Genomic DNA, 18,569 nt, shown 5'->3' on the forward strand with positions numbered 1-18,569 from the left:
ACGCTACAGACCGCGCAACCACCAGCACCCCGAGCCGGGTCGCGGGCCAGCGGGTCTGCGGCGCGAGCGTCTATGAGGGCGGTCGCGGGGAGCTGCCGAAACTCGCAGAGGCTCGGTCTGCGGGGCGAGCAACGGCGAGGACCGCGAGCCGGGTCGCAGGGCAGCGCGCGAGACCCGCGAAAGCTCGCGCTACAGACTGAGCAACCACCAGCACCCCGAGCGGAGCCCCCGGGCAGGTCCCGAGACCCGCGGAAGCTCACGCTACAGACCGAGCAACCACCCGCACCCCGAGCCGAGCCCCCGGGCCAGCGGGTCTGCTGCACACCGGTCTCGGCGTCACCGATGGACGATGCGGCCGCGCTCGAAGTTGCGTTGCGGCTCAAGGCACTTGCCGACCCTGTGCGGATAAAGCTCATGTCGATTCTCCTCACGGCAGAGTCGGGTGAGGTGTGCACCTGCGACCTCGCCGCGTCCGTGAAGTTGTCCGAGCCGACGGTCAGTCACCATCTCGGACAGCTCAAGAAGGCGGGCATGGTGCGGCCGGAGCGACGCGGCATGAACGTCTACTACCGCGCCCACACCGACGCGTTGCAGGCCCTGCGGCAGGTTCTCGACCCTACCTGCTGCCGCTGAGTGCGTCGCCCGGCCGCACACGCACCGATCAGTTCGCCATCTGCGCGAACATGCCTGGCTCGTAGGCGCCTGCCGGCGTCTTCACGATCACGTTGATCCGATTGGCTGCGTTGATCAGTGCGATGAGACAAATCAGGGCGCCAACCTGATCGTCGTCATGGTGTTTGCGCACTTCCGCCCAGGTTTCATCGCGGACGCCACGGTGATGATCGGCGAGTCGGGTGGCTTCTTCGGTGAGGGCCAACGCAGCATGCTCTGCGTCTGTGAACACGGTTGCCTCACGCCACACGGCAATCAAATTGAGCCGCGTCGATGTCTCCCCGGCCGCGGCCGCCTCCTTGGTGTGCATGTCCGTGCAGAATCCACACCCGTTGATCTGACTGGCGCGAATCTTGACCAGTTCCTGGGTCGATCTCGGCAGTGGCGAATCGTCGATCACCAGGCCGGCGTTGAGGAACCGCTTGCTGAACTTGGCGGCAACGTCATTGTCGAGCATGTCGAATCGGGCAACCATTGATCATGTCCTCACTTGAGATGGTGTCTGTCGCGGAATGCGACAACCACGAGATGTCGGCGAGCCTCCGGTTGTGACACCCCCAGCCAGGTGTCACACATTCGCCGACACGGGCGTCTCATGGGAACAAGCGACCAACGCAAGGAAGGCACCGATGACCGACGAGCCCCTGACCGCAGCCGACGCCCCCGGCGGACATTCTGATGCCGCGACCGACGTGTTCCTCGCTCATCGCAATCTGCTGTTCACGATTGCCTACGAGATCCTCGGTTCTGCTGCCGACGCCGAGGATGCGTTGCAGGAGACCTGGATGCGCTGGGCGGCAGTCGACCTCGACGACGTCCGCAACGAGCGCGCGTATCTGGTCACAATCGCCACCCACCAGGCACTCTCACGATTGCGAACGCTGGGACGTCGACGTGAGTCCTATGTCGGCCCATGGCTGCCGGAACCACTGCTGACAGCACCCGATGTTGCGGATGACGTCGAGCTGGCCGAGAGCGTGTCGATGGCGATGCTGCTCGTGATGGAGACTCTCGCACCCACCGAGAGGGCGGTGTTCGTATTGCGGGAGGTGTTCGACCTCCCGTATGACGAGATCGCGATCGCCGTCGACAAGACCTCCGCCGCCGTCAGACAGATTGCTCACCGAGCCCGCGCTCATGTTGCCGCTCGCCGACCGCGAGGCACTGTGAGTCCTGACGAATCGCGGGTTGCCCTGCAAGCCTTTCAGCACGCCGTCGAAACGGGTGATCTGCAAGAGCTGGTCGATCTCCTCGCACCTGATGTGGTTCTCCTCGGCGACGGAGGCGGAGTCAAGAAGGCCGTTGTGCGCCCCATCGTCGGGTCCGACCGCGTGGCACGACTCCTCGCCGTCGGCCTGCCACGAATCGAGGGCTCGGTGTCCACCGAGCGAGTCCTGATCAACGGCTCCCCCGCTCTCATCGTCAGCATCGATGGCCAGATCGACAATGCGGTGTCGTTCAGGTTCGACGAGGGCAAGATCACTGGTCTCTACGTCGTGCGCAATCCCGAAAAGCTCTCCCGTCTTGCCCAAGAGGTCTCACTTGATCGGTGATCACGTTCGAGGACAACGAATTACGTATCTCAACGGCGGCGCCGAGGTTTCCGCATCATCTGATACTCGCAACCCGTTCCCCACCGAACTTTCCGAATTCCGATTCGCCGGATAAGAACGCGGAGTACATTCACTGCTCGAACACGCCGAAGGTGCGACTCCTGAGGAGGGCGTATGAGCACCTCACAAGAACGCGCAGAGCAACTCGACCTGATCGCCCGACTGCAGTCGTCATATCCCGAACTCCCTGACGCACCGACACCCGACCTTCTCGACCACAAACGGTTTGTCGCGTACATGAAGCCCGTTCACGACGTCGGCGGCGAACCCGATGCGCCGTTGAAGTACGAGAACAAGGCGTACGAGTACTGGGAGCACATGACATACGTGATGTGCGAGGTTCTCGCGTGGCGGGGAATCTGGCTGTCCGAAGAACGTCGGCGCATCGGCAACGTCGACGTCGGCCGAGCGGTGTACCTCGGGATACCGTATTACGGCCGTTGGCTTTACGCCGTTGCGCGGATACTTGTGGAGAAGCACCACATCGGGCTCGGAGAACTCGCCGAGCGAATGTTGGAAGTCCAGAACCGCTACCCGGACGGGCTGTCCGGCAACAGACTCGAGGCCACACCGCGCCACGAGGGCGACGGGTCCGGCGTCTCACGCAACACCCATCATCGGCACGCGGTGGGAATCGGGGATCCGCAGATCTACGCGGGAAAGGCCGGTGAGCCCGCGTTCGCAGTTGGTGATCGCGTCCTCGTCCGCGAACTACCGGTGCTGCTCTACACCCGCACACCCGAGTACGTGCGCGGAGCCCATGGACGGATCGAATCCGTCGCCTACGAGAGTCCCGCACCCGAAGACGAGACATGGGGTCGCGAGGACGCGAAACCGGAGTGGTTCTACGTCGTCGGGTTCGAGATGGCGGAGCTGTGGGAGGGCTATACCGGCACACCAGATGACATCCTGCGCACCGAGATACCGCAACGTTGGCTTGCATCGGCGTAGGGGAAGGGCAGGGGGAATGACCGAGCACAACCACAACCACGACCACGACCATGACCACGAGCGGACTGTCGCCCCGATGGTCGACGAGGTGACCGATTTCGAGGTGCTCGAGATCGCGTTGCGCGAACTCTGCATCGAGAAAGGGCTTTTCACCGCAGAAGAGCACCGGCTGTTCACCGAGTTCGCGGAGCAGATCGGGCCGACGCCCGCGGCGCGCCTCGTTGCTCGCGCCTGGCTCGATCCCGAGTTCAAACAACTCGCCCTGAGTGAACCGATGGCGGCAAGCAAGGAAGTCGGTGTCGATTGGCTCGAACCCACCGGCTTCGGAACCCCCAGCGATTTCACCGCCTTCTCCATTCTGGAAGACACCCCCACCGTTCACAACGTCATCGTCTGCGCGCTGTGCTCCTGCTATCCGCGACCCATCCTCGGCAACTCGCCGGAGTGGTACCGCACCCCCAATTACCGGCGCCGCATGGTTCGGTGGCCCCGTCAGGTACTCGCCGAATTCGGCCTCTACCTTCCCGACGATGTTGCTGTGCGGGTGCAAGATTCGAATCAAAAGCACCGCTTCATGGTGATGCCCATGCAACCGCCTGGCACCGAGGGCTGGAGCGAAGACGAGCTCGCCGAGATCATCACCCGCGACAGCCTCATCGGGGTGGCGCTGCCGAAACCCGGCGTGACCACCAATGTCATCACCAAGACACGAGCCGCCATCCACCCCGCACAGGACAATTGACATGGGCGACAACACTTCCGGACACAGAAGCGACTACGCACCGCTCGCCGAGATCGTCGAACGGGGGCAGATGTGGCCGACGATGGCGCAAAAATACGGCGTCGAGAACCCGGTACCGCCGTGGAAGACCAGCCTCGATGGCGTCTGCGACGCGCTCGATCGAACCTCGTCGACACAAGCTCCGAGCGTCACCGACCGCCGGGATGACGAAGACCGGTTGTCGTCGACGATCTATGCGGATGTTCCCTACCCCGAGAGCCAGCTGATCTCGCTTGCGCACTCCCTCCTGGATCGTGGCGTGATCGACGAGGCCGAGCTACGTCAGCGGCTCTCCGCCGTCCGTGCCCGACTCGAGGCCTGACGACTCGCGGTACCGGTTCGCGATCCAGGTTCCGAGCGAATGCAACCTGTCGTTCAGTGCTGTCGGCTCCAGCACATCGAAGTCGAAGTTCTGGTAGATCAGCCAGCGCGCAGCCCAATCGAGGTCATCGGCACCAAGCGTCAAGATGCAATCGTCGCCGTCGTCGGTGATCGAGCCGACGACCGGACGGACGATCCGCCTGGCTTCGTCGCCCGCCATGTACAGCCGCACCCGAATACTGTGCCGCCATCCGTGAGCAAAGGTGTCTGCTACAAAGGCCGCGGCATCGGGAGGCGGGGGCGGCGCCGTGAACCGGGTCCCCAGCGGCCTCACATCGCTGATCCGGTCGAGTGCGTAGGTCAGCCACTGTTGCGATCCGCGCTCGTTGCCCACCAGGTACCACCGCCCGCTTGCGCGAACAAGACTCAGCGGCTGGACATCGCGTGCCTCACCACGGTGATCTGAGCGTCGGCGATGCCGGAAGCGGACGGCCTCCGCTGAACGGCACGCAAGCGCCAAGGTGACAAGCACACCCGCGTCTGCAGACACCATCTCGCCGCCCTCGAGCGCTTCGGCTGCCGCCACCGCCTCGAACCGCCCGCGCAGACGCGACGGGATGGTCTCGGTCAACTTCGCGAGTGCGGTGACCGCGGCGGGGGCCAATCCCCCGACCCCCACCGAGCCATGCAGCCCGAGGGCGACCGCCAGTGCCTCGTCGGCGTCGAGGACGAGAGGTGGAGTCATCGATCCGGCGGCGAGCGTGTACCCCCCGAAACGGCCAGGTTCGGCGTCGATCCGATAGCCCAGATCTCGGAGATGTTCCACATCACGTCGCGCCGTGCGCTCGGTGACGTCGAGGCGATCGGCGAGCCGGCCCGCGCTGATACCAGGGTTCGATTGCAAGATTGCCAGCATCTGCAGGCGACGACCAGTCGGTGTGGACATTACGTTGATGATGATGTCAAACCCTGACAGTTCTTGGCAGGGTATTGGTCTAGCTTCACCTCCATAGACACAATCACATTGCTCAGACCCGAGGGGCTGGTACGCAGCCCAGCGTTCAGTCACGTTGCGGTTGTCCCGCCTGGCGCGACCACGATCTACGTCGGCGGCCAGAACGCGGTCGATGCCACTGGGGCAATTGTCGGTGGCGACGACGTCGGAGCCCAGACCGCACAGGTGATGAAGAACCTGCAGACCGCGTTGGCCGCCGCCGGGGCGACGATGTCGGATGTGGTGAGCATGACGCTGTTCGCCGTCGACGGCATCGACCTCACCGCGGGTTATGCCGTTGCCGCACAAGCTCTCGACCCGACAGGCGATCCGCCCTTGATCGCGGCGGCGATGGTCGCGTCGCTGGCGGTCCCCGGCGCGCTCGTCGAGCTGTCCGCGATCGCCGCCGTCATGCGATGAGCTCGCGCGAGACCGGTCACACCAAGGACGCGGGATGGCAGATCGGCGTCTCGAAGACGGTGGATTGTCCGCTCGATGTGGTCTGGGATTTCCTCACATCGCCTGAGGGGACAGCACTGTGGCTCGGGCACGGGGTGTCGGTGCTGGACGAAAAGGGTCGGGCATACCAGACCGAAGACGGAATCGTCGGCCAGACAAGGACTTTCCACCGGCATGACCGGATCCGACTGACGTGGCGGCCACCCCACTGGGACCACGACAGCACCGTGCAGCTCGCGGTGAGGGTCGGCGGACCAGGGAAGACGATGATCCGCTTCCACCAGGAGCGCCTGCTCGATGCACGCGAGCGAGAACAACAGCGCACCCACTGGCGGGCTGTCATGGCCTCTGTTGTCGCGGCACTGGACGCCCTCGACGCCTGACCCCTTCGAGAAAAATCTTTTTTTGACTGATTCCAGAAAAACCTTCCCATCGGGCCGACACTTGCTTATCGTGGTCACCATGGCCACCACACCGGACAACGCGGAACGGCTACGCGCCGCAGATCTCCGCGTCACCCAACCCAGGGTGGCCGTTCTGGAAGCCGTGGACAGTCATCCGCACGCCGACACCGACACCGTTTTCGGTCTCGTGCGCGCAGTGCTGCCCTCCGTCTCGCGCCAAGCCGTCTACGACGTGCTGGGCGCTTTGACAACTGCACGGCTCGTGCGCCGGATACAACCGGCCGGCCACGTCGCACGGTACGAATCCAGGGTCGGCGACAACCACCACCACGTGGTGTGCCGCGCGTGCGGCGTGATCGCCGATGCCGACTGCGCGGTCGGAGAAGCGCCGTGTCTCAGCGCTTCGGACTCGCACGGATTCCTGCTCGACGAAGCCGAGGTCACCTATTGGGGTCTGTGCCCCGATTGTGCCGACGCGACCAGAGTTTGATCACAGCCCGTGATCACAGCCCGATCAACCTAACCGCGAAAGGAACGCAGTGACCTCCGATAGTCGCCCGCCCCATTCAGACGCCGGAACCGCTACCACCAGTGAGAGCGAGAACCCGGCGATCCCGTCGCCGAAGCCCAAGGGGCATGCCCCGCTCACCAACAAGGACTGGTGGCCGGAACAGATCGACCTGTCGATCCTGCACGCACACACATCGAAGTCGAACCCGCTGGGCGAGGACTTCGACTACGCAGCTGAGTTCGCGAAGCTCGACGTGGAGGCACTCAAGGCCGATGTCATCGACCTGATGACCACGTCGCAGGACTGGTGGCCGGCCGACTACGGCCACTACGGCGGCCTGTTCATCCGCATGAGCTGGCACTCGGCAGGCACCTACCGCGTGTTCGACGGCCGCGGTGGCGGCGGTCAGGGCGCACAGCGTTTCGCCCCGCTCAACAGCTGGCCCGACAACGCAAACCTCGACAAGGCCCGCCGGCTGCTGTGGCCGGTCAAGCAGAAGTACGGCAGCAAGATCTCGTGGGCCGATCTCCTGGTCTTCGCCGGCAACTGCGCACTCGAGTCGATGGGTTTCCAGACCTTCGGTTTCGCGTTCGGCCGGGCAGACATCTGGGAGCCCGAAGAGGTGTTCTGGGGTCCTGAGGACGAATGGCTGGGCACCGACAAGCGTTACGAGGGCGAACGTGAGCTGAACGAGCAGCTCGGCGCCACCACCATGGGCCTGATCTACGTCAATCCCGAAGGGCCAGAAGGCAAGCCCGACCCCATCGCGGCAGCCAAGGACATCCGCGAGACGTTCGGCCGCATGGCCATGAACGACGAGGAAACCGCTGCGCTGATCATCGGTGGACACAGCTTCGGCAAGACCCACGGCGCCCACAGCGCCGACAAGATCGGTCCCGAGCCCGAAGGCGCACCGAAGGAGCAGCAGGGTCTGGGCTGGAAGAACGGCTACGGCAAGGGCAAGGCCGAGGACACCGTCACCAGCGGCCTCGAGGTCGTATGGACCTCCACCCCCACCCAGTGGGGCAACGGGTTCCTGCAGAACCTCTACGGCTTCGAGTGGGAACTGACGAAGAGCCCCGCCGGCGCATGGCAGTTCGTCGCCAAGGACGGTGCCGGAGCGGGCACCATCCCCGATCCGTTCGACGGACCGGGCCGCGCCCCCACCATGCTGGTCACCGACGTCGCCCTGCGTGAGGACCCCATCTACGGCGAGATCACCCGCCGTTGGCTGGACCACCCCGAGCAGCTCGCCGAGGCCTTCGCCAAGGCTTGGTACAAGCTCCTGCACCGCGACATGGGACCCGTCACCCGCTTCCTGGGCCCTTGGGTCCCCGAGGCACAGCTGTGGCAGGACCCGGTTCCGGCAGTCGACCACGAACTGGTTGATGACCAGGACATCGCCTCGCTCAAGAGCAAAGTGCTCGAGTCCGGTCTGTCCGTTGCCCAGCTGGTCAACACTGCATGGTCGTCGGCCAGCAGCTACCGCAGCACCGACATGCGTGGTGGTGCGAACGGTGCACGTATTCGCCTTGAGCCACAGAAGAACTGGGAGGCCAACGAGCCTGCCGAGTTGGCAAAGGTGCTCACGGTTCTCGAGCAGATCCAGCAGGACTTCAACGGCTCGGGTGGCAAGAAGATCTCGCTGGCCGACCTGATCGTGCTCGCCGGATCCGCTGCCGTGGAGAAGGCTGCCCAGGATGCCGGCCACGGCGTCACGGTGCCGTTCACCCCGGGCCGCACGGATGCCTCGCAGGAGGAGACCGATGCGGAGTCGTTCAAGGTGCTCGAACTGCGGGCCGACGGATTCCGTAACTTCGTTCGCACCGGCGAGAAGACACCGGCGGAGGTGCTGCTGCTTGATCGCGCCTACATGCTGGACGTGACCGCACCGGAGCTGACCGCTCTTGTCGGTGGTCTGCGCGCCTTGGGTGCCAACCATGGCGGGACCAAGCACGGCGTCTTCACCGACCGCCCGGGCACACTGACGAACGACTTCTTCGTCAACCTGCTCGACATCGGCACCGAGTGGAAGGCATCGGACTCCGATGCCGGCGTCTACCAGGGCACCGATCGGTCTACGGGTGCTCCCAAGTGGACCGCGACAGATGTCGATCTGGTGTTCGGATCGCACTCCCAGCTGCGTGCGCTCGTGGAGGTCTACGCGCAGGACGACGCCAAGGACAAGTTCGTCAGCGACTTCGTCGCCGCATGGGTGAAGGTCATGAACAATGATCGCTTCGACCTGAAGTGATCGTTTTGATCAACTGACAGAACAGATCACGTCGATGCCGGTCCCGTTCACGGGGCCGGCATCGCCGTTCGTCATGGCGTGTCTGAAGCCCCGACCTCCGGCCGCGGGGCGAACCGGCGAGCCCACACTTCCCTCACCGCCACCGCGACCAGCACCACACCCAGCGTCTGCATCGTCCCGAACCGAACACTGTCGAGGACGCCGGGAGTCGCCAACAGCAGCAACCCGAAGGCAACGCACGGCGCCGCAACTGTCACGATCCCCGGCACCACCTGACGTGATGACACCGCCTCGATCACAGCCGCGATGATCACCACTGCGAACGCAATCACCGACAACACCTCGAGCTGGGTCCACGGATCGGCTCCTGAGCCGGGCCAGGGGTTGGCGTCGAAAGACGACGTGCCGGTGAAGTTGGCGATGGCGACCGGAGCTTTGATCTCGCTGTAGGCCTGCCGATTTCCCGACCAGCCCGTGCCGGACGCGGGGCCGAGGTACTCGCTGGCCCCGGTCCAGGTGATGCCGCCTGCGAACAGTGTCACCACCACGAACACCCACCAGGAGACATGGCCGGTGATGCGGGTCAGTGAGAACACGCGATACCGATTCATTGCCACAGTCTTACATCACCGAACGTCCGCTCTACCGACTTTCCACAGCTGTGCGCAGTGCTTCAAGCGTTTTCGCGATGTTCTGGCGCTGGAACTCCGGGAATGTCTTGCCGCGGGTGACAATTCGGTCGAAGACTCCTGCCACCGCATCGGGCCACTTGATCCGGTCGTCGAACCAGGTCTCGGTGACTCGGGTGCGACCGTCCTCGGTGGCTGCGAACCGGTACTCCCAGGACGCATTTGCACCTTTGAGGCGTGGGGTCTTCGGTCCGATCGCATGGACCCGAAATGCGAAGTGCGCACCGGGCTCGGCTGCGGTCACCGTGCAACGGGTGACCCACTTGGTGCGCCCACGCCTGTTGCGACCGTCGAACACCATCCCGACAAACGCCGCGCCGTCGGCCGCCGGGTTCACGACAGTAGCTCCGAGGTTCTCTGGACTCCACTCGCCCATGCGAGTCGGGTCACTGACCATCGCGTACAGACGGGCTGGGTCCGCAGCGATATCGATGCTGTCGGAAACCTGGAGAACTCGCTTCGTTGTGGGCATGTTCCGACAGTAGTGGCAAGCCCGCAGCCTGCGCCCCGCGCTCACCGAACGCGCAGCCCATCCATGAGCAGTCCGACCATGCGTCTTGCATCGTAGGTCGAGGTGTCACCCGATCCGATGCACAAGTTGCCGACGCCCCTCATCAACTCCAATGCGGCTACGTCTGAACGGGTTTCGCCGGCTGCCGCGCCGGCTTCGAGCAAAGATGCACATACGGGCACGAGCCGATCGAGGAAATAGCCGTGCAAGGTCTGGAACCTGACGTCGTCCGACTGCAGGGCCTCGGCCAAACCGTGCTTTGTCACCAGGAAATCGACAAACAAATTGATCCACTGGGTCAGCGCGGCGTGCGGGGACGTCACGGACGTCAGGAGCGCCGGCCCGGCCTGCGCGCACTCCTCGACCTGATGCCGGTAGACGGCAACGATGAGGTCCGCTCGCGTGGGAAAGTGACGATAGATCGTGCCGACGCCGACCCCCGCCATCGCGGCTATGGCGCGCACGGGCACCTCGACTCCAGAAGTGACGAACGCGGCAGCCGCTGCATCGAGCAACGTCTTCTCGTTCCGTCGTGCATCTGACCGCTTCCGAGGTGGCGAGCCCTCGCTCTTCGTTCCACCCTGACCGTCCTGTGCCGCAGACGTCTGCTTCTTCACCACGGAGCTCTCGGCCCTCCCACTTGGCAAACGGAACATTGTTCCGTATCGTTCTTTACGGAACGTTGTTCCGCTTTGTTCAGTATGTCAGAGCCGCACAAGCTCTCGCGTCACACCGTCAGAGGAGACACCATGAAGTACCGCACCCTGGGTCGTACCGGCGTCCAGGTCAGCACGTTGGCGCTCGGAGCGATGAACTTCGGCGCCATCGGTCGCACCACTCAAGAGGAAGCGATCGCCATCGTCGATGCCGCTCTCGACGCTGGGATCAATGTCATCGACACAGCCGACATGTATGGCCAGGGAGAGTCCGAAGAGATGGTCGGCCGCGCGATCTCCGGTCGCCGCGACGACCTCATCCTGGCGACGAAGGCAAACATGCCGATGGGCGAAGAACGGAATCATCAAGGCAGTTCGCGCCGTTGGCTCACAATGGAGCTCGACAACAGCCTTCACCGGCTCGGGGTGGACCACGTCGATCTGTACCAGATCCACCGGTGGGACCCGACCACCAGCGACGAGGAGACGCTGTCGACCCTCACCGACCTCCAGCGGGCGGGCAAGATCCGCTATTTCGGCTCCTCGACCTTCCCCGCTTATCGCATCGTCCAGGCGCAGTGGACAGCCGGTGAACGCCACCTGAGTCGGTACGTGACCGAACAGCCGAGCTATTCGATTCTGCAGCGCGGCATCGAGGCCCACGTGTTGCCGGTCACGCAGGAGTACGGACTGGGCGTTCTGGCGTGGAGCCCACTGGCGTCGGGTTGGCTGTCTGGCGCGATCCGCGAAGGTCGTGAGATCGCAACCAGCCGTTCTGGTCTGATGCCGGCCCGGTTCGACACCACGATCCCGGTGAACCGCGCCAAGATGGAGGCAGTGGAGCAGTTGGCGGGTGTCGCCGACCAGGCGGGCCTGACGATGATCCAACTCGCGCTCGGCTTCGTCACCGCTCACCCTGGCGTGACCAGTGCCATCATCGGCCCCCGCACACTGCAACATCTGCATTCCCAGACTGCGGCCGCCGACACGGTGCTCTCGTCAGACATCCTCGACGCCATCGACGAGATCGTCTCCCCCGGGACAGATATCGCCCCGGACGAGAAAGTGGACACCCCTCCTTCCCTCCTCGACCCGTCATTGCGACGTCGCTGACCCACCGATCGGGCCGACTTCTCAGGTCTGCCACAAGCACTCAAAGGACGATTAATGCTCACATCTGCGCCCAGTTTCGGAATCCTCACCGCGCAACAACAAGTCGACTATCGCGACGTCCTACGCGTCTGGCTCGAAGCGGACGCGATCCCCGAGATCGAGCACGCCTGGCTGTTCGACCACCTCATGCCGATCGGCGGCGACCCCAACGGGCCGATCTTCGAAGGCTGGACGCTACTTTCGGCTCTCGCCGCGCAGACCGAGCGCCTACGCCTCGGCCTGTTGGTCACGAGCAACCGCTTCCGGCCACCAGCGATGCTCGCGAAGATCGCCACGACCGTCGACATCATCTCCGACGGGCGGTTGGACTTCGGAATCGGAGCGGGCTCGCGGCCGAACCCGCCGGAAGCTCGACGTGAATACCCCGCGCATGGGTTGCCGTTCCACGACGTCGCTCATGCGGTCGGGAGTCTTGCGGAAGCCTGCGTGGTGATCAAGCGACTGTGGACCGAGGACTCGCCGTTCGACTTCGACGGCGAGAATGTGCAGCTGACAGGGGCGTTGCAGAATCCGAAACCTGTTCAGCGTCAACATCCGCCGCTGTTGATCGCCGGGCGTTCGGCCGCAGTGCTGCGCATCGTGGCCGAGCACGCAGACATCTGGAACATTCCCGGCGGCGACATCGACGACGTCATCGCGCGCAGTGCATTGCTCGACCGCTACAGCGCCGAAATCGGTCGCGATCCTGCTTCGATCACTCGGTCGATCCATGTGCCGGTCTCCTACGACGAGCCGGAGCGCACCCGGGACGCGATCGGCCAGGTGTCCGATGCCGGGTTCGGTCACATCGTGCTGGGTTTGCCCGCCCCCTACCCGGACAGAGTGGCCCGATGGGTGGCCGACGAACTCATCGGCACGTTCGCCAACTAGACGGTCTGAGCCTGAAGTCAGCCCACGTCCTCCGACTTGGGCCACATCCCTCGACTGCAACCGGAGGAACTCACTGTAATCGGAGGGTCTGGGTCCCCAGCCTGCTCTGTGGCAGCCTGGACCACATGGCCAAGGAAGTCGAACACACCGACGACGGTCGCTACATCGTGGTGGGCGGTCGCCGCTGGCGCGCCACGGATCCCGCGATTCCAGAAGATCGAAGCGCCGAGCTGCGCTCGATACTGATGGCCTGGCGCCGAGAGGTGAAACGGACCGGCGGCGCACCGGAGTCACGAGCGGGTGTCCAGGCCACGAAAGTGGCTCTCGGCGAACGCGGTACACCGTGGTGGGAACAGACGGACGACGAACGACGTGCACGCTGGGAGGCCGACGTACCTCGTCCGGGCCAGGAACTGTCGTAGCTGCGGTGCGTCAGCCGGTCAGCGCCTGTCGCGCTGCGACCACGGCTTGTCGCGGTCTTCACGCGGTTCAGGCGGAAGGCCGAGTACCCGCTCGCCGATGATGTTGCGTTGAATCTGGTCGGTGCCACCCGCCAACCGATAGCCGGGGCTGCCCAGGAGATGCTCCGTCCAGGCGAACTGATCAGGGTCCACGGCTGCAGTGATGTTGTTGCCCAGCAGGTCTGCGGCGATCTCGCCGATGCATCCGAGCACATCGGAGGCCATCAGTTTGCCCACCGACGCAGCTGGGCCGGGCGAGCGTCCAGCCGCAGCGGCACGAGCGACGCGGTCGGCGGTCGCGGCCCGGAGTTCGGAACGGATATAGGCGTCGGCCAGGTCCTGCCTGACGAGCGGGTCATCTGCCAGGCCCAGTGAGCGTGCCAAAGTCACGAGTTCGGCGACTGAGCCGCCCTTCTTGCGGGTCACCGATCCCGAGGCCGTGCGCTCGAATGCGAGTGTGGCGCTCGCGACCTTCCAACCCTGGCCCACCTCGCCCAATCGCATACTGTCCGATACCCGCACGTTCTGGAGAAACACCTCGTTGAACGATGCCCCACCACTCATCTGCCGGATCGGCCGGATGTCGACGCCCTCTGCGTCGAGCGGGATCAGGAACGCGGTGATCCCCTTGTGTTTTGGTGCATCAGGGTCTGTTCTCGCCAGCAGCATGCCCAGATCGGCGAATCTGGCACCCGACGACCAAACTTTCTGGCCGTTGAAGATCCAGTCGTCGCCCTCGCGAACACCTCGACAACTCAGAGCGGCCAGATCCGAGCCCGCGCCAGGCTCACTGAACAGCTGACATGCCAGCAGGTCCGTACGCAGTAGTGGGTTCGCGTATGCAGCCCGTTGCTCGTCGGTGCCGAACATCGCGACCGCCGGTCCCACCAAACCTGTGGTGACGCTGATCAATTCAGTGGACGGTGGGACGTCGAACTCGCGCTCGGCCTGTGCGATGGCCGATGCGAAAGAGGCAGGCAGTCCGCGGCCTCCGTGCTCGACGGCAAGTGTGACCGCACCGTAGCCGGCATCGAAACGCTGTCGGCGATACGCTCGGACGGCATCGAGCAATTTGAGTTCGTCTTCGTCGGACAGGTTACGGAACACCGCGAGGTCGGGTTGGTCTGTCGGAGTCGGCGCCGGCCGCGGGTCCACGATGGACGCCAGCCAACGACGCACCTCCGCCTGGAAGTCAGCCAGTGGGGGCACCGCGTCGAGAGTGGTTGTCATCTTGGTCCTTTCGAAGTCAGACCGTCAAGACCGTGCATGCTGACAACCCCGGGGCACCGTAGACGTGGGTGAATCCGACCTCTGGTTGATTCGGCACCTGATGACCCTCCGCTCTGCCTTGCAGCTGACGGACCACCTCGTGTACCTGACGCAGACCGGACGCACCGATGGGCTCGCCGCCGGCCAGACAGCCGCCGTCGGTGTTGATGGGCAGTTCTCCGTCATGACGGGTGGCGCCCGAGTCGAGCAGTTTGGCTTGCTCGCCGTGCTGGCACAGTCCGGTCTCGGCCATATGGATCAACTCTGAGCCACTGTCGGTGTCCTGCAACTGCGCAACGCCGACATCAGCCGAGCGCACGCCTGCGGCATCGAACGCGGCTGCGGCGGCGTCGATGCTGGGACTGTTCACCGGGTCGGTGTGCAGCCAGGGTGAGAACACCTCGAAGGACCCGAAGCGCCGGGTTCGGACCTCGACAGCCGCGAGCCGAATCGGGTTGTCGCACAGGTCATGGGCACGGTCGCCGCGGGCGAGGATCAATGCCACACCACCTTCGCCCGGCGAGCAGAACATGTACTGCGTCAGCGGATCGTTGACCGTCGCGGCGTCGAGAACCTGCTGCGCGGTGAGCGGTGTGCGACGCCACGCCATCGGATGCGCTGCGCCATTGGCGAAAGCGCGTTCGGCGACTGCCGCCAGCGCTTTCTTGTCGATGCCGTATCGATGCAGATACCGCTGAGTTTTCATCGCGAAGTATTGGGTGGTGACCATCATCCCGCTCCGGGCGTACCACTGACCGAGTCCGTACGCGGCGGGATCCGAGCCGAACGCGCCCCGCTCGTGTTTGTCGAACCCGACGACCGCAACCACATTCGCACGTCCGGCAGTGAGCATGTCGGCCGCGGTCGACAATGCCACTCCGCCTGTTGCACAGCCGTTCTTGACGGTGGTGAACGGTATGCCGGTCAAACCGAGCCGCGACACAAGCGAATCCGGCTTGCCGGACACATTGCTTCCACCGACGGCGGCATCGATGTCGGACCATTCGAGTCCTGCATCGACGAGAGCAGCCCGCAATGCGTGCTCACCCATGTCCATACCGGTCACCCCGGGGTGCCGACCGAAGGCGTGCATGCCTGCACCCACGATGTAGACGTCCCTGGCGCTCATTCGGCGACCTTCTCGAACGCAAAGGAGATGTCGCCGCCGGTCAATGGGAGAAGACGTAACTCCACCTCGTCACCGATGACCACCGGTCCGAGAATCCTCGATTCCACCAGTACCGACCCCAGATCGACGTAGCCGACCACAAACGGCTCGAAACCCGACTCAGGTACCTCGTACGGCGGCTTCGGCGCGAACGACTGCGACGTCCAGGTCCACACCCTGCCGCGGTTCGGGAGTGACTGTTGCTCCATCGCTGCACTCGCACACGCAGGACACCGCATCGCGGACGGGAACACCACCACACCGCACTCCGCGCAACCCGACCCGGCCAGCACCGGCGGATCGACTTGGGCGAACAAGGTGTCGTCTACAAGGGTTCCTTTCATGCCTGCTCCCGACTAGCGTCCGGCCAGCAACGACAGGGGCCGGCTAAGGATCGCACTCAGCGCCTTCAGGTACTCGGCGGCCGGTGCCCCGTCGACGGCGCGGTGGTCAAAGGTCAAGCTCAACGTCAACACCTGCGTGCGGACGGGAGTCTCACCCTCCCAACGGAAGCCGTCTTTCACTCGGCCGACACCCAGGATCGCCACGTTGCCCGGGTTGATGACGGGGGTGAAGAAATCGACACCGTACGCGCCGAGCGTGCTCACCGAGAACGTCGCGCCCTCCATGTCCGACAGACCCAGTTTGCCGGTCCGAGCCCCGGATGCAAGAGTTCGAGTGCGGTCGGCGACCTCGGCCACCGACAGACTGTCTGCATCGCGCACCACGGGCACGATCAGACCACCGTCTACCGCAACCGCCACACCGACGTTGATCTCCTCGAACAGCGTGATCTTGTCGTCGGCGATGCCCGCGTTGAGCAGCGGATGCTCACGCAGCGCGAGAGCTGCTGCCTTGACGACGAAGTCGTTGAGACTGGGCGCCTTTGAACCGGATTGTGCCGCCTCGGCCTTGAGTTGCTCGCGGACGGCCACCAATGCGGTGACGTCCACCTCGTAGCCATGGGTCAGCTGAGCCATCGTCTGCAGGCTGTCGATCATGTTGCGCGCGATGGCGCCTCGCATGCCTGTCAGCGGGATGACCTCACCCGGTTGCGGGCCGGTTGCCGGCGATCCGCCGATGGCCGCCGGAGCCGCCACCGTGCCCGCTGCCGCCTCGACATCCGCCTTGGTGATGCGGCCTCCGATACCCGTCCCCGCGACCTCCGCGAGATCGACGCCGAGTTCATCCGCGCGACGACGAACGATTGGTCCAACGAATTGGCCTGCCGCGCCGGCGGTCTGAGCGACCTTGCCTGTGGCCGGAGTCGCTGCGGCCGGTTCGGGTGCCGTGGCGGGAGCTGCGGCGAGATGTTCCTCGACGTCCTCGGACACGATCCGTCCGCCGGGCCCCGTGCCACGGATGGTCGAGAGGTCCACGTTCGCAGCAACGGCGACCCGCCGCGCGTTCGGGGAGGACTTGATCCGTCCCCCGTCGTCGGGGCCACCCACGACCAGCGAGGCAGCAGCGGTATGCGTTTGAGCCACTGGTTCTTGCTTCGCGACAGTAGCCGTTCCGTCGGGCGCCGACTCGCCCTCGCCGAGCAGCCAGCCGATCACCGCCCCGACCGGGAGTACATCGCCGGCCGATGCGCCGGTGGCGAGGATGCCCTCGGCCTCGGCCTCCACGTCCACCTCGACCTTGTCGGTCTCGAGCCGCAGCAACAGGTCGCCCACCGCGATGTGCTGGCCTTCGCCGGCCAGCCACTCACCGATGACGCCCTCCTGCATCGTGAGCCCCAACTTCGGCAGCACGATCTGCTGAGCCACGATCAGTTCCTTTCGAGCAGTCGGCGCGCTCCTGCGACGATGCGGTCCGCGTCTGGGACATAAGCCTTTTCGAGCGGGGTGCTGAACGGCACCGGCGTGAACGGTGCTCCGATCCGCAGGACCGGGGCGTCGAGGTAGTCAAATGCCTCTTCCTGGATCTGGGCGGCAACTTCCGCACCGATCCCACCGAAGGTCACTGCCTCGTGGACCACCAGGATGCGGTTGGTCTTGGATGCGGACTTCACGATGGTGGCCGTGTCGAGCGGCTGGACCGATCGGGGGTCGACCACCTCCACGGAGACGCCGGACTGCTCGAGGATGTCGGCCGCCTTGAGTGCTTCGGCGACCATTCGTCCGAATGCGACGATGGTGACGTCGTCACCTTTCCGCGGGATCGCTGCCTGACCCAGCGGGATCTCGTAGATCTGTTCGGGCACCTCGCCGCGGGCGCCGAGAAGCACCTTGTTCAGCATGAAAACCACGGGGTTGTCGTCGCGCACAGCAGACACCATGAGGCCCTTGGCGTCATACGCGTTGGACGGCATGACCACCTTCAAGCCCGGGGTGTGCGCCAGCCAGCTCTCCAAACTCTGCGAGTGCTGCGCGCCCGCGCTCACACCCGCGCCGTAGGCCACCGCGATCACCATGGGGACCTTGACCTCCCCGCCGTACATGAACTTCATCTTGGCCGCCTGGTTCACCACCTGGTCGAGCGCGACCGCGAGGAAGTCCATGAACATGATGTCGACGATCGGACGGAGACCCCGTGCAGCGGCGCCGACGCCCAGCCCGATGAGGCCCATCTCGGCGATGGGGGTATCGACCATCCGACGATCACCGAACTCGGCGAGCAAGCCGTCGTACATGTGGAAGACGCCGCCGTATGCCGCGACGTCCTCACCGATGACAAAGACGTCCTCGTCTTCGCGCATGATCTGCGCGATGGCCTCGTTGTAGGCCTTGACGTAGGTCGTCTGACGCGCGGCCGGGGAGGTCTCGGTTGTCGTCAATTCTGTTGCAGTAGACATGTGTTCAGCCTTCTC

21 protein-coding genes and 1 pseudogene are annotated in these 18,569 nt (G+C 64.6%); 12 read left to right on the forward strand and 10 right to left on the reverse strand.

Translation table 11 applies throughout. From position 1 onward, the window contains the following. Positions 1 to 312: 312 nt before the first annotated feature. Positions 313 to 633: pseudogene (locus CSW57_RS10205) on the forward strand (Rv2640c family ArsR-like transcriptional regulator); the annotation flags it as partial. A 28-nt stretch (positions 634 to 661) separates the two neighbouring features. Here the strand turns inward: CSW57_RS10205 and CSW57_RS10210 are convergent. Next, positions 662 to 1,147 (reverse strand): carboxymuconolactone decarboxylase family protein, encoded by a 486-nt coding sequence (locus CSW57_RS10210; RefSeq protein WP_099382688.1) that lies wholly within the window; start codon positions 1,145 to 1,147, stop codon positions 662 to 664. Between the two features lie 154 nt (positions 1,148 to 1,301). Here CSW57_RS10210 and CSW57_RS10215 point away from each other — a divergent pair, with 154 nt between their 5' ends. From CSW57_RS10215 to CSW57_RS10230, 4 genes are all read left to right on the forward strand, one after another. Next, a complete protein-coding gene (locus CSW57_RS10215; RefSeq protein ID WP_099383293.1) occupies positions 1,302 to 2,225 on the forward strand; it encodes an RNA polymerase sigma-70 factor in 924 nt (307 codons plus the stop codon). Positions 2,226 to 2,399: 174 nt separating this feature from the next. Then, positions 2,400 to 3,236, forward strand: a complete 837-nt coding sequence (locus CSW57_RS10220) for an SH3-like domain-containing protein (protein ID WP_099382689.1) — start codon at positions 2,400 to 2,402, stop codon at positions 3,234 to 3,236. Between the two features lie 16 nt (positions 3,237 to 3,252). Continuing rightward, the gene (gene scnC, locus CSW57_RS10225; protein WP_099382690.1) at positions 3,253 to 3,978 is read left to right on the forward strand and encodes a thiocyanate hydrolase subunit gamma; all 726 of its coding nucleotides are present in this window, start codon (positions 3,253 to 3,255) and stop codon (positions 3,976 to 3,978) included. Position 3,979: 1 nt separating this feature from the next. Further along, complete coding sequence (locus tag CSW57_RS10230; RefSeq protein ID WP_099382691.1) at positions 3,980 to 4,339, forward strand: thiocyanate hydrolase; 360 nt, start codon at positions 3,980 to 3,982, stop codon at positions 4,337 to 4,339. Here CSW57_RS10230 and CSW57_RS10235 read toward each other — a convergent pair. Beyond that, positions 4,295 to 5,284 carry a helix-turn-helix transcriptional regulator gene (locus tag CSW57_RS10235; protein ID WP_099382692.1) on the reverse strand — a complete coding sequence of 330 codons (990 nt, stop codon included), beginning with the start codon at positions 5,282 to 5,284 and terminating at the stop codon, positions 4,295 to 4,297. The two genes, CSW57_RS10230 and CSW57_RS10235, sit on opposite strands and share 45 nt — an antisense overlap. Positions 5,285 to 5,362: 78 nt before the next feature. Between CSW57_RS10235 and CSW57_RS10240 the strand changes: the two genes are divergently transcribed. The 4 genes from CSW57_RS10240 (at position 5,363) to katG (ending at position 8,960) form a co-directional block, all read left to right on the forward strand. Next, entirely contained in the window at positions 5,363 to 5,752 is a 390-nt protein-coding gene (locus tag CSW57_RS10240) for a RidA family protein (RefSeq protein WP_223249169.1), read from the forward strand. After that, the gene (locus CSW57_RS10245) at positions 5,749 to 6,174 is read left to right on the forward strand and encodes an SRPBCC domain-containing protein (protein WP_099382693.1); all 426 of its coding nucleotides are present in this window, start codon (positions 5,749 to 5,751) and stop codon (positions 6,172 to 6,174) included. The genes CSW57_RS10240 and CSW57_RS10245 overlap by 4 nt, the downstream gene beginning before the upstream one ends. A 79-nt stretch (positions 6,175 to 6,253) precedes the next feature. Further along, positions 6,254 to 6,685, forward strand: a complete 432-nt coding sequence (locus tag CSW57_RS10250) for a Fur family transcriptional regulator (protein WP_062797441.1) — start codon at positions 6,254 to 6,256, stop codon at positions 6,683 to 6,685. Between the two features lie 49 nt (positions 6,686 to 6,734). After that, positions 6,735 to 8,960: a catalase/peroxidase HPI gene (gene katG / locus CSW57_RS10255; protein WP_099382694.1), complete on the forward strand. Its 2,226-nt coding sequence runs from the start codon at positions 6,735 to 6,737 to the stop codon at positions 8,958 to 8,960. Positions 8,961 to 9,031: 71 nt separating this feature from the next. Here katG and CSW57_RS10260 read toward each other — a convergent pair whose 3' ends face one another. Genes CSW57_RS10260 through CSW57_RS10270 form a run of 3 tightly spaced genes read right to left on the reverse strand, consistent with a single transcriptional unit; the run spans position 9,032 to position 10,675 of the window. Further along, complete coding sequence (locus CSW57_RS10260; RefSeq protein WP_099382695.1) at positions 9,032 to 9,571, reverse strand: hypothetical protein; 540 nt, start codon at positions 9,569 to 9,571, stop codon at positions 9,032 to 9,034. 31 nt (positions 9,572 to 9,602) lie between these two features. Next, positions 9,603 to 10,121, reverse strand: coding sequence for an SRPBCC family protein (locus tag CSW57_RS10265; protein ID WP_099382696.1), 519 nt, complete (start codon positions 10,119 to 10,121; stop codon positions 9,603 to 9,605). Positions 10,122 to 10,162: 41 nt separating this feature from the next. Continuing rightward, positions 10,163 to 10,675, reverse strand: coding sequence for a TetR/AcrR family transcriptional regulator (locus CSW57_RS10270; protein WP_223249247.1), 513 nt, complete (start codon positions 10,673 to 10,675; stop codon positions 10,163 to 10,165). A 234-nt stretch (positions 10,676 to 10,909) separates the two neighbouring features. Between CSW57_RS10270 and CSW57_RS10275 the strand changes: the two genes are divergently transcribed. From CSW57_RS10275 to CSW57_RS10285, 3 genes are all read left to right on the forward strand, one after another. Next, on the forward strand, positions 10,910 to 11,929 hold the full coding sequence (locus CSW57_RS10275; RefSeq protein ID WP_099383295.1) for an aldo/keto reductase: 1,020 nt from the start codon (positions 10,910 to 10,912) through the stop codon (positions 11,927 to 11,929). Between the two features lie 54 nt (positions 11,930 to 11,983). Beyond that, positions 11,984 to 12,859, forward strand: coding sequence for an LLM class flavin-dependent oxidoreductase (locus CSW57_RS10280; RefSeq protein ID WP_099382698.1), 876 nt, complete (start codon positions 11,984 to 11,986; stop codon positions 12,857 to 12,859). A gap of 125 nt (positions 12,860 to 12,984) precedes the next feature. Next, on the forward strand, positions 12,985 to 13,281 hold the full coding sequence (locus tag CSW57_RS10285; RefSeq protein WP_099382699.1) for a hypothetical protein: 297 nt from the start codon (positions 12,985 to 12,987) through the stop codon (positions 13,279 to 13,281). A gap of 18 nt (positions 13,282 to 13,299) precedes the next feature. Here the strand turns inward: CSW57_RS10285 and CSW57_RS10290 are convergent, their stop codons facing one another. From CSW57_RS10290 to CSW57_RS10310, 5 genes are read right to left on the reverse strand one after another with little or no spacing between them, the layout of a single operon-like run. Continuing rightward, the gene (locus CSW57_RS10290; protein ID WP_099382700.1) at positions 13,300 to 14,550 is read right to left on the reverse strand and encodes an acyl-CoA dehydrogenase family protein; all 1,251 of its coding nucleotides are present in this window, start codon (positions 14,548 to 14,550) and stop codon (positions 13,300 to 13,302) included. A gap of 16 nt (positions 14,551 to 14,566) precedes the next feature. Then, a complete protein-coding gene (locus CSW57_RS10295; protein WP_099382701.1) occupies positions 14,567 to 15,718 on the reverse strand; it encodes a thiolase family protein in 1,152 nt (383 codons plus the stop codon). Beyond that, on the reverse strand, positions 15,715 to 16,101 hold the full coding sequence (locus CSW57_RS10300; protein WP_099382702.1) for a Zn-ribbon domain-containing OB-fold protein: 387 nt from the start codon (positions 16,099 to 16,101) through the stop codon (positions 15,715 to 15,717). The genes CSW57_RS10295 and CSW57_RS10300 overlap by 4 nt, the downstream gene beginning before the upstream one ends. A 12-nt stretch (positions 16,102 to 16,113) precedes the next feature. Next, positions 16,114 to 17,526: a 2-oxo acid dehydrogenase subunit E2 gene (locus CSW57_RS10305; RefSeq protein ID WP_099382703.1), complete on the reverse strand. Its 1,413-nt coding sequence runs from the start codon at positions 17,524 to 17,526 to the stop codon at positions 16,114 to 16,116. 2 nt (positions 17,527 to 17,528) lie between these two features. Further along, a complete protein-coding gene (locus CSW57_RS10310) occupies positions 17,529 to 18,554 on the reverse strand; it encodes an alpha-ketoacid dehydrogenase subunit beta (RefSeq protein WP_099382704.1) in 1,026 nt (341 codons plus the stop codon). Positions 18,555 to 18,569 lie beyond the last annotated feature (15 nt).

The sequence above is a fragment of the Williamsia muralis genome (assembly GCF_002735905.1).
Taxonomy (GTDB): Bacteria; Actinomycetota; Actinomycetes; order Mycobacteriales; family Mycobacteriaceae; genus Williamsia; species Williamsia muralis_A.

Bases quoted from the DNA above. Each gene is read 5' to 3' on its own strand.
- CSW57_RS10300 (WP_099382702.1), bottom strand. From the start codon at position 16,101: ATGAAAGGAACCCTTGTAGACGACACCTTGTTCGCCCAAGTCGATCCG.
- CSW57_RS10215 (WP_099383293.1), top strand. From the start codon at position 1,302: ATGACCGACGAGCCCCTGACCGCAGCCGACGCCCCCGGCGGACATTCT.
- CSW57_RS10295 (WP_099382701.1), bottom strand. From the start codon at position 15,718: ATGAGCGCCAGGGACGTCTACATCGTGGGTGCAGGCATGCACGCCTTC.
- CSW57_RS10265 (WP_099382696.1), bottom strand. From the start codon at position 10,121: ATGCCCACAACGAAGCGAGTTCTCCAGGTTTCCGACAGCATCGATATC.
- CSW57_RS10210 (WP_099382688.1), bottom strand. From the start codon at position 1,147: ATGGTTGCCCGATTCGACATGCTCGACAATGACGTTGCCGCCAAGTTC.
- scnC (WP_099382690.1), top strand. From the start codon at position 3,253: ATGACCGAGCACAACCACAACCACGACCACGACCATGACCACGAGCGG.
- CSW57_RS10310 (WP_099382704.1), bottom strand. From the start codon at position 18,554: ATGTCTACTGCAACAGAATTGACGACAACCGAGACCTCCCCGGCCGCG.
- CSW57_RS10220 (WP_099382689.1), top strand. From the start codon at position 2,400: ATGAGCACCTCACAAGAACGCGCAGAGCAACTCGACCTGATCGCCCGA.
- CSW57_RS10290 (WP_099382700.1), bottom strand. From the start codon at position 14,550: ATGACAACCACTCTCGACGCGGTGCCCCCACTGGCTGACTTCCAGGCG.
- CSW57_RS10245 (WP_099382693.1), top strand. From the start codon at position 5,749: ATGAGCTCGCGCGAGACCGGTCACACCAAGGACGCGGGATGGCAGATC.
- CSW57_RS10275 (WP_099383295.1), top strand. From the start codon at position 10,910: ATGAAGTACCGCACCCTGGGTCGTACCGGCGTCCAGGTCAGCACGTTG.
- CSW57_RS10285 (WP_099382699.1), top strand. From the start codon at position 12,985: ATGGCCAAGGAAGTCGAACACACCGACGACGGTCGCTACATCGTGGTG.
- CSW57_RS10260 (WP_099382695.1), bottom strand. From the start codon at position 9,571: ATGAATCGGTATCGCGTGTTCTCACTGACCCGCATCACCGGCCATGTC.
- CSW57_RS10280 (WP_099382698.1), top strand. From the start codon at position 11,984: ATGCTCACATCTGCGCCCAGTTTCGGAATCCTCACCGCGCAACAACAA.
- CSW57_RS10235 (WP_099382692.1), bottom strand. From the start codon at position 5,284: ATGTCCACACCGACTGGTCGTCGCCTGCAGATGCTGGCAATCTTGCAA.
- CSW57_RS10250 (WP_062797441.1), top strand. From the start codon at position 6,254: ATGGCCACCACACCGGACAACGCGGAACGGCTACGCGCCGCAGATCTC.
- CSW57_RS10230 (WP_099382691.1), top strand. From the start codon at position 3,980: ATGGGCGACAACACTTCCGGACACAGAAGCGACTACGCACCGCTCGCC.